Source organism: Gillisella vitis, from assembly GCF_001541345.2.
Lineage (GTDB): Bacteria > Pseudomonadota > Alphaproteobacteria > Rhizobiales > Rhizobiaceae > Allorhizobium > Allorhizobium vitis.
In genome coordinates, this window is the sequence record NZ_LMVL02000003.1 from 875604 (window position 1) to 887160 (window position 11557).

Sequence of the window (11557 nt, forward strand, 5' to 3'; positions counted from 1 at the left end):
TTACGGCTTCAGATTAGGCCGCCTCAATGGCCTTGGCAACGGCTTCGATGGCATCGTCGGCCTTGGCACCATCAGGGCCGCCTGCCTGGGCCATATCGGGCCGTCCACCGCCGCCCTTGCCACCAAGGGCGGATGAGGCAATCCGGACCAGATCGACGGCGGAAACCTTATCAGTCAAATCAGCCGTCACACTTGCAACAGCACTGGCTTTCCCATCCTCTGCCACTGCGATCAGAAGGACCACGCCAGACTCGAGTGCGGACTTGGCCTCGTCGGCCATCCCCTTGAGATCCTTGGGATCGATCCCAGCAAGTTGCTTGCCGATGAACTTGATACCGCCCAAGTCGCGCGGCACGTCCGCAGCGCCGGTTGAGCCGCCACCCATAGCAAGCTTGCGCTTGGCATCAGCCAATTCGCGTTCCAGCTTGCGGCGTTCGTCCACCAAAGCTTCGACGCGAGAAACGACATCGACGGGCTGAACCTTCAAGGCGGATGCCAGCGCTTTGACACGCTCATCCTGTTCCGCCAGATAGGCACGGGCGGATTCGCCAGTCAGGGCCTCGATCCGGCGAACGCCTGCACCAACAGCACTTTCCGCGACCAGCCGCACCAAGCCGATATCACCTGTCGCCGAGACATGCGTTCCACCGCAAAGCTCAATGGAATAGGGCTTGCCTGCTTTGGGACCGCGTACCGCCGTCCCCATAGACACAACACGCACTTCATCGCCATATTTCTCGCCAAACAGTGCCATGGCACCCTCGGCAATCGCATCATCCACCGCCATCAAGCGGGTGGTGACGGAAGCGTTCTGGACAATGATTTCATTGGCCATCTCTTCGACGATCTTCAACTCTTCCGCCGTGACAGGCTTAGGATGGGAAATATCGAAACGAAGACGTTCCGGCGCAACCAGCGAACCCTTCTGTGCCACATGGCTGCCTAGCACATCGCGCAAGGCTTCATGCAGCAAATGTGTCGCGGAGTGGTTGGCCCGCAATCTGGAGCGCCGAGCATGATCAACATTGAGCGCGACGACCGTACCGGCGCGAACAGTCCCTTCACGAACAGTGGCAACGTGGACAAACAGCCCCTCGCCCTTCTTTAGGGTATCGCGCACCTCAAGAACGAATCCATCGCCAACGATTTCACCGGTATCGCCAACCTGACCACCAGATTCGCCATAGAATGGCGTCTGGTTGACCACAACCTGGACATTCTCGCCTGCGGCAGCTTGCTCGATCACCGCACCGTCACGCACCAGCGACTGAATTTCACCCTCGGCGCTTTCTGCGGAATAACCGAGAAACTCGGTTGCGCCGTGCTTGTCCTTCAATTCGAACCACACGGTTTCCGTCGCCTTGTCGCCGGAGCCGGACCAACTGGCACGGGCTTCGGCCTTCTGACGCTGCATAGCATCGTTAAAGCCGGTGATATCGACGCCAATGCCACGCGCGCGCAAAGCATCCTGCGTCAAATCCAGCGGAAAACCATAGGTGTCGTAAAGCTTGAACGCGGTTTCGCCGTCAATACTATCGCCCTTGTTCAGGGTGGCGGTGGCATCGGACAGCAGCGAAAGGCCACGCTCCAGAGTCTTGCGGAAACGGTTTTCTTCGAGCTTCAAGGTTTCGGAAATCAACGCCTCAGCGCGGACCAGTTCCGGATAGGCACGGCCCATCTGCTGCACAAGCACGGGCAGAAGCTTGTAAATCATAGGATCGCGAGAACCGAGCAGTTCGGCGTGCCGCATGGCGCGGCGCATGATCCGGCGCAGAACATAGCCGCGGCCTTCGTTCGATGGCAACACACCGTCTGCAATCAGGAATGCAGAAGACCTCAGATGATCAGCAATCACCCGGTGGCTGGCCCGGCGTTCGCCCTCAGCCGGAACGCCGGTGAGATCGACGGAAGCATCGATCAGGGCACGGAACAGGTCGATATCGTAATTGTCATGCTTGCCCTGCAACAAGGCCGCAACCCGCTCCAGGCCCATGCCTGTATCGATGGACGGACGCGGCAGGTCAACCCGTTGCTCTTTGGTGACCTGTTCATATTGCATGAAAACCAGGTTCCAGATCTCAATGAACCGGTCGCCATCCTCATCGGCAGAACCCGGAGGTCCGCCCCAGATATGGTCGCCGTGGTCATAAAAGATTTCCGAACACGGACCGCACGGACCGGTATCGCCCATTGCCCAGAAATTGTCGCTGGTGCCAATCCGGATGATCTTTTCTTCAGGCAGACCGGCAATTTTCTTCCACAAGCCAAAGGCTTCGTCATCGGTGTGATAGACGGTAACGCAAAGCTTGTTGCGATCAATGCCGAATTCCCGGGTAATCAGGTTCCAGGCCAGTTCGATGGCGTTTTCCTTGAAATAATCGCCAAAGGAAAAGTTGCCCAGCATTTCGAAAAACGTGTGATGACGTGCGGTGTAACCGACATTGTCGAGATCGTTATGCTTGCCCCCGGCCCGAACGCATTTCTGCGCCGTGGTCGCACGGGAATAAGGCCGGTGTTCCAGTCCGGTGAAGACATTCTTGAACTGCACCATACCGGCGTTGGTGAACATCAAGGTCGGGTCATTGCGAGGCACGAGCGGGCTCGACGCAACGACTTCATGACCATTGGTCTTGAAGTAATCGAGGAAGGTCGACCGAATGTCATTTACGCCGCTCATGGGATGCCCTTGGAATAAGTGTCCGTTGCCGGACAGACGTCAGAAAACAACGGCTTTTATCGTCCGCCATGACGCCTGTCCAGCCTATCGAAAGAAAAGGGCCGGAGATGTAAATCCCCAGCCCGCAACAATCAACAGATCCAACCGCCAGATAAGCGGTCCTGGCTGATCAAGCGTCGTCAAGACCGACGCTGTCATTGGCGTCAGGACCGCCATTTTCAAGAAAACGCTCAGCGATCAGACCAGCGTTCTGGCGAAGCGCCGTTTCGATTTCATCGGCAACCGCAGGATTATCGCGCAGGAAGATCTTGGCGTTTTCCCGGCCCTGCCCCAAGCGCTGGCTATTATAGGAAAACCAGGCCCCTGCCTTCTCAACGATCCCGGCCTTGACGCCCAGATCGACCAATTCGCCGGTCTTCGACACGCCTTCGCCATACATGATGTCGAATTCCACCTGCTTGAAGGGCGGCGCCATCTTGTTCTTGACCACCTTGACGCGGGTCTGGTTGCCAACAATTTCTTCCCGGTCCTTGACGGCGCCGATACGGCGAATATCAAGACGAACCGAAGCGTAGAACTTCAAGGCGTTACCACCGGTCGTCGTCTCCGGGGAACCGAACATCACGCCGATCTTCATACGAATCTGGTTGATGAAAACCACCATGCAGTTCGAACGCGAAATCGAGCCCGTCAGCTTGCGCAGCGCCTGGCTCATCAACCGCGCCTGCATGCCCGGCAGGCTATCACCCATTTCACCTTCGATTTCAGCTTTCGGCGTCAAGGCCGCGACTGAGTCGATCACCAACACATCGATGGCGCCCGAACGCACCAGCGTATCGGTAATTTCCAGCGCCTGCTCGCCGGTATCCGGCTGCGAGATCAGCAAATTCTGGAGATCGACGCCCAGTTTGCGAGCATAGACCGGATCCAGCGCATGCTCGGCATCGACGAAAGCGCAAACGCCGCCCTTTTTCTGGGCCTCGGCAATGGTTTGCAACGCAAGCGTTGTTTTACCGGAGCTTTCCGGTCCATAAATTTCAATGATACGGCCTTTGGGAAGACCACCAATGCCGAGCGCGATATCAAGGCTTAGAGAGCCCGTTGATACTGTTTCAACCTCTACGATTTTTTCGTTCGCACCAAGCTTCATGATCGAGCCCTTGCCGAACGATCGCTCGATCTGCGACAGGGCCGCTTCCAATGCCTTGCTTTTATCCACCGTTTTGTCCTCTACGAGCCGCAAAGAATTTTGTGACATTTGAACCACCTTTAGGTTATTGAAGCCGCGTAGGCAACGAAACTGCAGACAGTGACTATGTACATGATTTGTTCCATTTTTGCAAGTCTTGCCCAAGTCTTTGTGTTCATTTTTTAATCTGGCGGGTGTTCTCTTAATGTTTCCATGTCGTTGGCCGTTAAGAGAAGTTGGTTTCCAGCCTGTGACACCCCTCAGAATGACGCCTTCGCGATTCGAATTTCCACTGTTTCCAGGAGGCTGGAAGGTATGAGTCTCGACATTCTCGTTCTGGGCGGCGCGCATATCGATCGGCGCGGACGCATCGATGCGGAAACCATTCCTGGCGCCAGCAATCCCGGACGATGGCTGGAAGAACCCGGCGGTGGCGGCTTCAACGCTGCACGCGCCTTGGCCCGGCTTGGGTTGAATGTTGCCATGATCAGCCCCCGCGGCGGCGATGCGCTTGGCCAACGGGTGGCGTTGGCCGCCGAAGCGGCAGGTGTCGACGACCGGCCTTTCACCTTTCTGGATCGCAGCACACCAAGCTATACTGCTATTTTAGAAAAGGACGGTAATCTGGTCATCGGCCTGGCCGATATGGAGCTCTACCGTTTGTTTTCGCCGCGCCGGCTGAAAGTACGTGCGGTTCGAGAAGCCTTCGAATCCGCACGGCTTTTGCTCATCGATGCGAACCTGCCACAGGACACGCTTGAGGCCATAGCCGCCATGGCGCGCCAACTTGCCAAACCTCTGGCCGGGATCGGCATTTCACCGGCCAAGGTGGTGCGATACGCCAACTGCGTCGATAGCTTCGATATGCTGTTTCTTAATAGCGCCGAAGCCGCGACACTGGCGGGAACAAGGCCGGATGATCCTTCTGGTTGGCCGGACCTGCTTCGCGCCAAAGGCCTCCATGGCGGTGTGGTCACCAATGGTGCGGGGCCGGTCGTGGCCTTTGATGCAAGCGGTGACTATGCCTTGACCCCGCCCCCACTGGAAGCACTGGCCGATGTGACCGGAGCTGGCGATTCGCTTTGTGCGGGGGTGCTTTCGCAAAGAGTGAATGACAGTTCCTTACCGCTGGCGCTGCGGCACGGTGTTGCCTTGGCTGGCCTGACCCTGCTATCAGACAGGGCAACAGACGAGGACCTCACCGCAGACCGCCTCGCCGCGCGCCTTGACCTTGTTGGCGAGCCGCGCGCCCTTTCCCGCCAAACGAGTTCCTGATCATGACCCGTTCGATTTCTCCGCTCCTGCCTATCGTTTACTCCCGCGAAGTGGCCGCGGCCAAGACGCGCAACGCTCCCATTGTCGCGCTGGAATCCACCATTATCACCCATGGCATGCCCTATCCGAAAAATGTCGAGATGGCGCAGAGCGTGGAGGCAATCATTCGCGACGGTGGCGCTGTCCCGGCGACCATCGCCGTGATTGAAGGTGTCTTGCATATCGGGCTGGAAGAAGATCAGTTGCAAAAACTGGCGCAAATGACTGATGTCCTGAAGGTCTCTCGTGCCGACCTCGCCTACGCCATCGCCGAGCGCCGCACCGGCGCTACCACGGTAGCCGCGACGATGATCGCCGCCGCCCGCGCCAACATCTCGGTTTTTGCGACAGGCGGCATCGGCGGCGTGCATCGTGGCGCAGAAGAAAGCTTCGACATCTCAGCGGACCTGGAAGAACTGGCCCGTACTCCGGTCATCGTCGTCTGCGCCGGAGCAAAAGCCATTCTTGATATTCCCAAGACCCTCGAAGTCTTGGAAACCCGTGGCGTACCGGTCGTGACTTACGACAGCGACGAGTTTCCAGCCTTCTGGTCGCGGGAATCGGGATTGAAAAGCCCACTCAAACTGGAAAGCCCAGCGGCAATTGCCAATTTCCAGAAGGTACGCGACCAATTGGGCATTGATGGAGGCATGTTGATCGCCAATCCCGTGCCGGAAGCAGACGAAATTGCGCGCGAGGAGATGGAAATCTATATTGGCCGGGCGCTGGCCGCTGCCGAACGCGAGGAAATCACCGGCAAAGCCGTGACGCCTTTCCTGCTAGACGCAATCTATCACCTCACCGACGGCCGCAGCCTGACCACCAATATCGCGTTGGTGGAAAACAACGCGCGTCTTGCAGCGGAAATTGCCGTCGCGATGCTGTAAGCCACTGATATCAAAGTGGATCGGGGGCGATAATGTCCCCGATCAGACTCTGCGACAGATTATTGTTGTCGATTTATCGTTGGCCATCCGCGCTGCACCGACTGGCCACCAAAATTCATTCTGCAATTTCACGTTTTCGATCGTATCAATCTCTCTCTCTTTCTGCCAATTCCCATCTGACAGGCGTCAGGTCAAGAAAGCAAAGACTTACTGTTTCGATACGAGCCTCTCAGGCTCCCATATTTAAAGGATGCTTCTGGTCCCGCTCCTCCTCAAGACCGTCGATCGGTGCGTCATCGAAGGAAATTTGCAAGAAGGACTTGCGGAACACAACTGGAACAGATAGCGTATGTTCTGTATTTGTTTCATAATTCAAAGGGTAGGTCCCAATGCTGACTCGCAAGCAACAGGAACTTTTGCTGTTTATACACGAGCGCATGAAGGAGTCTGGGGTGCCGCCCTCCTTCGATGAGATGAAGGACGCTCTGGACCTCGCCTCCAAATCAGGCATTCACCGGCTGATCACCGCTTTGGAAGAGCGCGGTTTCATCCGTCGCTTGCCAAATCGCGCACGAGCGCTGGAAGTTATCAAGCTGCCGGAGGCCATGACCTCCAGCATACCGCCGCGGCGGACCGGATTTTCGCCATCCGTCATCGAAGGCAGCCGAGGCAAGTTGCAGGCGGTGCCATCCGCTCCGGCCAAACCGGTTGAGGAAGTGCGCAATTCCTCATCCATACCAGTCATGGGCCGTATCGCGGCGGGCGTTCCGATCTCCGCCATTCAGAACAATACCCATGACATTTCCGTGCCGATGGAAATGCTGGGCAGTGGCGAACATTACGCCCTCGAAGTCAAAGGCGATTCGATGATCGAGGCTGGCATTCTCGATGGCGACACGGTGATCATCCGCAATGCAACCACGGCCAATCCGGGCGATATCGTCGTCGCATTGGTAGACGATGAGGAAGCGACCTTGAAACGCTTCCGCCGCCGTGGGGCGTCCATCGCGCTGGAAGCTGCCAATCCGGCCTATGAGACGCGGATTTTTGGACCGGACCGGGTAAAAATCCAAGGCAAGCTTGTCGGTCTTATTCGTCGTTATCACTGACCTCGCTGACATCACCAGCGCCTGACTGGATGTCGTCGTTGGCAGCAGATGGCACGTTGGCGTGGGTCCTGCCATCCGGCCGGTCGTAGCGATTGCTGCGCCAATCAAAGTAACGATGGCGAGTCCAGGGCCGATACTGATTTTGAAATGCCGTAACGATATGCAGCGTTCGGGTGGCGGGATCGCCAAGCGTGATTTCCATTGCACCGAATCGTCGCAGATCGTTGCGGGTCAGGACTTTCGGGGGGTGTGACAGTGTCGGTGCAGCGTTTGCAGCCTTCTCGGTTTGTAAGAAGGCGACGGTTTCACTCGGTTCTATGAGGGGTGTGGAACTCCGGGCCGAGTTCGAGGCGCCGTCTGAGACTTGGCTATCCATGGGCAATTCACCGCCCTGCCGTGGTGCCGGGCTTGCACTGGCTGCGGAAGTGCCTCCCGCTTGCGTTCGGTTGATTGTTTGGGGGCGAACGGACGGGCTGCTGTTGTCAGATGCCAGCTCATCACCATCGGCCATCATCCGTTCACTTTCAACGTCCAACCCAGTGCCGTCTTCCGTAGCGTCCCGAATTACGGTCGCTCCGGTATTTTCGGTGGGAGCAGCGGATGCCATCGGCGCCTTACAGACGGCATCGCGACTGGCCTCAGTCGAGACGATCAGGTCGGACAAGGCGCAGGCGGCCTCGCTATAGTCGCGGTTCTGCACCAGGCTGACGGTCCAACCATTGCTGAGCCTCGCGAGACATATGTGGACACCCCCTCGGTCAAGCCTTTCTTCTGATCTTTTTGAACCCGGCTGGCTGCTCGCATATGTCCGGCCTCTCTGATGATCGGCCGAACGGCCGCGGGCCTTGATGAAATCCGCGGATCATGGTCCCAATCAAAAAAGCGCATTCTGCAGATGCAGTCTCGCGAACGGGTTGTCCTGATCCCCGGCGGAACCGGTATTCATCACGATCGTCTGGCAGGCCCTCCGAACTCGGTGACGCTGGTGCGTCGGTTTCTATGCGATGGCGTTTGTGTATACCGTCTGCCGAGTCATCACGGCCCATGCGATCCGCGCCATCTTGTTCGCCAGCGCCACGGTCGTCAGGCGCGGGGGCTTCGTTAACAACAATTTCCTGACCCACTCGATGAGCGGCCCGTGCATCTTATGCCTGACATGCCTGAGGACGGCTGTCGCGCCGACGATCAGCAGCGTTCGCAGATATCGGTTCCCGGCCTTCGTGATCCTGCCGAGGCGCTCTTTTCCTCCAGACGAATTCGATCGTGGCGTCAGCCCGAGCCATGCGGCAAATTCTCGCCCCGACCTGAAGACTGACGCATCAGGCACCGTCGCCGCCAGTGCTGTGGCAGTGATGACGCCGACGCCCGGGATCGTCGCAAGCCTGCGGCCTGCTTCGCTCGTTCGTTGCCATTCGCGTATCTTGGCTTCAAGTGTCCTGACCTCGGCGGTCAGGGAGTCGATTTGCCTGGCCAAGGATACGACAATGTCAGTCACGAGCGGCGGAACGTCCAGCTCTGTCGGCTCGTGTGCGAGCACCCGCTCGACGAGCTCTGCCGTTCTTTCGATCCCGACCGGCGCCACGATGCCGATCTCGGTGAGATGGCCTCGTAAGGCGTTCACCAGCATGGTCCTCTGCCGGATGAGGAGAGCACGCGACTTGTGCACCATCAGGATCGACTGCTGCGACGCGGTTTTGATTGGAACGAACCGCATGGTCGGCCGGGTCACAGCCTCGCAGATCGCCTCGGCATCCACCATGTCGTTCTTCCCCCGCTTCACGTACGGCTTCACATAAGCCGGCGCCATCAGCTTGACCTCATGGCCCATGCCTGTCAGTTCGCGAGCCCAGTGATGCGCGGAGCCGCACGCCTCCATGCCGATCAGACTCGGCTCCAGCTTGGCAAAGAATGCAAGAAGGTGTGTGCGCCGGAGTTTCTGAGCGATCACGACACGACTGCTGTCATCAATGCCGTGAACCTGGAAGACATTCTTTGCAAGGTCGATTCCGATTGTCAGCCTGGACATCCCGTTTCCTTTCCAACGTTTGATTGGTCCCTGCCGATATTCTCGGCGGTAGTGGTGGGGGTGTCCACATCATCAAAAAGCATCGGTTCGGCAATGGAAAAGATCAGGTTTTTTATCGGCCTTCTCCTTTGCCGCCATCATCTCGGCCATTGCCTGTTGTGGCTCTACAGGCTCTCTTCCCTTGGCTTTTTGGCCACCCGTCTTTGTTTTTGTTTTTCCGTCCCGCGTTGTTTGCCTCGCTCCCTGTTGGTCTTTCTCCATTTCGACAGATGTCAGCTTGGGCAATATTTCAGGCGCAATCGGATCGGCAATGTCGAGCACTGAGCGCCATTGGTTGAAAACGAAACCCGGCGGACGCCTCTTGTTGGTGGCAACGGTCAAGACATGGCGGTCGTCGGTCCGAAACAGAGCAAAGAGCTGGCCATCCTCGGTTATGGCGAGATCGGGCAGTGGTGGATCGGTTTTTATCGCCTCATAGCCAAACGCCGTCAGCATCATCGCTGCACCAATCAGCCTGAGCCGCGTCTTCATCAGGGTCAGTATCAGCAGACCGGTTGCCGAGACCGGAAGGAACCACCACTCGAACCGGCCGAAGGTGAAGCCAGCACCCCAGCTCGCGACTTTGCTGGCAATCATCAACACGCCCTCAAGGCCAAGCCCCATCAACTGGATCGGCCACTGGTCCAGACCGAACGGCATGAGCAACACACCAATCATCGCGGCTGGCATGACAAGCATCGACATCAGGGGCGCCGCCAGGAGATTTGCCTCCAACCCATGCAATCCGACACGGTGGAAATGCGCAGCTGAGAACATCGCGGTGGAAAAACCACCAAGTGCTGAGGTCATCAGAATGCCGCTGACCAGCGTCATAAACGGCTTCAAAACTGTCAGCGCCGGGATCGCCGGCAGAATGGGAGGCAATCGCGGGCGCTGGCGCCAGAGGTCGAAACCGGCGATCAGGGCAAAAGTAGCCGCAAAGGACATTTGCAGGCTCGGCCCCATCACCTGCGACGGCGAAAGGATAATCACGAGGATAGCCGCCAGCGCCGCATTGCGCAGGCTGAGCACTGGCCGATCGAAGAATGCCGCCGACAGCATGATGACCATCATCAGATAAGCGCGCTGGGCGGCAATGTCATAGCCGGAAATCAAAAAATAGCCGGTCGTGGTGGCTATCGCTCCTGCTGCGGCAATCTTCTTGATCGAGCGGGCCTCCGCCATACCAGGCACAAGGCTCAAGAGGCGCCGGATCCCCACAAAGAACAACCCACCGGCCAGCGCCATATGCAGACCGGAAATCGAGATGATATGGGCAAGGCCGGAAACGCGAAGATCGTTATTGGCCTCCTCCGAAAGGCCGCGCCGCTCGCCGGTCACAATCGCTACGGCAAACGCGCCCGCATCGCCCGGCACGATGGCCCGGATACGGTCGGAAATGCCATTGCGCAATTCCTGTGTCGTTTCATCCAGCCTGATTCCGGCTCGCTCCCAAAAATCCGGCGGCGCGATCTCTGGTCCCGGCATGAATGATTTGGGGGGCTGGTAAAAGTAACCGATCGCCCCGGTCCCAGCAAAATAGGAGGCAAAGGCAAAATCGTTCAAGCCTGGCAAGGCAGGCCCCGAAGGCGGGGAGAGCCGCGCCCTGCCCTCAATCCAGTCGCCGGGATTGAAGGGCACATGCGCGCCGCGGGCCAGAAGCGCTACCTGCTGCGGCATGCGCTTCAGGCTGGGGAAGCGGGTTTGGTGCAGTGCAATCACATATCTTTGATTGCCATCCGCATTTGGCTCTACAGAAACCACTTTGCCGCGCACCACCGTCGTCACTGCACTGTCGATGATGATCGTATCCAGACGCGCCGTTTGCACATCGGCCAGCAACATGCCGGCAAGACCGAGAGTTGCAATGCCGCAGATAGCGGCCAGGACAGGATGACGGTAGCGGACCCGCAGCCAGACCACTCCGGCTGCACAGAAAGTCAGGAAGATCGGCAGGCGGGGAAGATCCTGCGGACGGGTAAACCACCAGATCGCACCGAGCCCGAGCAGAACGGGTAAAAACAGAAATGTCCGGCCATAGGCAAGCTCTTGCAAAGCGTCCTGATGAAGAGCGCGCAGAAGGCGCTGCCAGCGGGACACCAAAAGCGGCGATGCGCTGAAGTGGCCCTCGAAATCAGGGGCTTCAGCCTCATCCTCCGGCTTGATGTCCGCACGCCGCAGGACCTCGTCAAACAGGGTTTTGGAAGCGCGCCTATCCCATGGCGAACCGCGCGCGGGACGCGCTTCTTTTTGCCTGACCAGTTCCCATTCCGCCGTATCCGGCATCGACCCTGCCGTCGCCTTGGTGCCCTGCAA

At 58.1% G+C, this 11557-nt stretch carries 8 protein-coding genes; 3 read left to right on the top strand and 5 right to left on the bottom strand.

Annotated elements, in window-relative coordinates; all coding sequences use genetic code 11:
- Nucleotides 1–13 precede the first annotated feature (13 nt).
- Together alaS and recA are read right to left on the bottom strand one after the other, a co-directional pair.
- On the bottom strand, nt 14–2677 hold the full coding sequence (gene alaS, locus ASB66_RS14250; RefSeq protein ID WP_060717061.1) for an alanine--tRNA ligase: 2664 nt from the start codon (nt 2675–2677) through the stop codon (nt 14–16).
- A gap of 169 nt (nt 2678–2846) precedes the next feature.
- A complete protein-coding gene (gene recA, locus ASB66_RS14255) occupies nt 2847–3935 on the bottom strand; it encodes a recombinase RecA (RefSeq protein WP_015916255.1) in 1089 nt (362 codons plus the stop codon).
- Nucleotides 3936–4181: 246 nt separating this feature from the next.
- Here recA and ASB66_RS14260 point away from each other — a divergent pair, with 246 nt between their 5' ends.
- The 3 genes from ASB66_RS14260 (at nt 4182) to lexA (ending at nt 7176) form a co-directional block, all read left to right on the top strand.
- Nucleotides 4182–5141 (top strand): carbohydrate kinase family protein, encoded by a 960-nt coding sequence (locus ASB66_RS14260; RefSeq protein WP_060717062.1) that lies wholly within the window; start codon nt 4182–4184, stop codon nt 5139–5141.
- A gap of 2 nt (nt 5142–5143) precedes the next feature.
- Entirely contained in the window at nt 5144–6067 is a 924-nt protein-coding gene (locus ASB66_RS14265; RefSeq protein ID WP_060717063.1) for a pseudouridine-5'-phosphate glycosidase, read from the top strand.
- A 389-nt stretch (nt 6068–6456) separates the two neighbouring features.
- A complete protein-coding gene (lexA, locus tag ASB66_RS14270; RefSeq protein WP_060717064.1) occupies nt 6457–7176 on the top strand; it encodes a transcriptional repressor LexA in 720 nt (239 codons plus the stop codon).
- Here lexA and ASB66_RS14275 read toward each other — a convergent pair.
- From ASB66_RS14275 to ASB66_RS14285, 3 genes are all read right to left on the bottom strand, one after another.
- Nucleotides 7157–7876 (bottom strand): hypothetical protein, encoded by a 720-nt coding sequence (locus ASB66_RS14275; RefSeq protein WP_060717065.1) that lies wholly within the window; start codon nt 7874–7876, stop codon nt 7157–7159. The genes lexA and ASB66_RS14275 overlap by 20 nt on opposite strands.
- A gap of 297 nt (nt 7877–8173) precedes the next feature.
- The gene (locus tag ASB66_RS14280; protein WP_060718548.1) at nt 8174–9202 is read right to left on the bottom strand and encodes an IS110 family RNA-guided transposase; all 1029 of its coding nucleotides are present in this window, start codon (nt 9200–9202) and stop codon (nt 8174–8176) included.
- A 72-nt stretch (nt 9203–9274) separates the two neighbouring features.
- Nucleotides 9275–11557, bottom strand: coding sequence for a ComEC/Rec2 family competence protein (locus ASB66_RS14285; RefSeq protein ID WP_149916833.1), 2283 nt, complete (start codon nt 11555–11557; stop codon nt 9275–9277).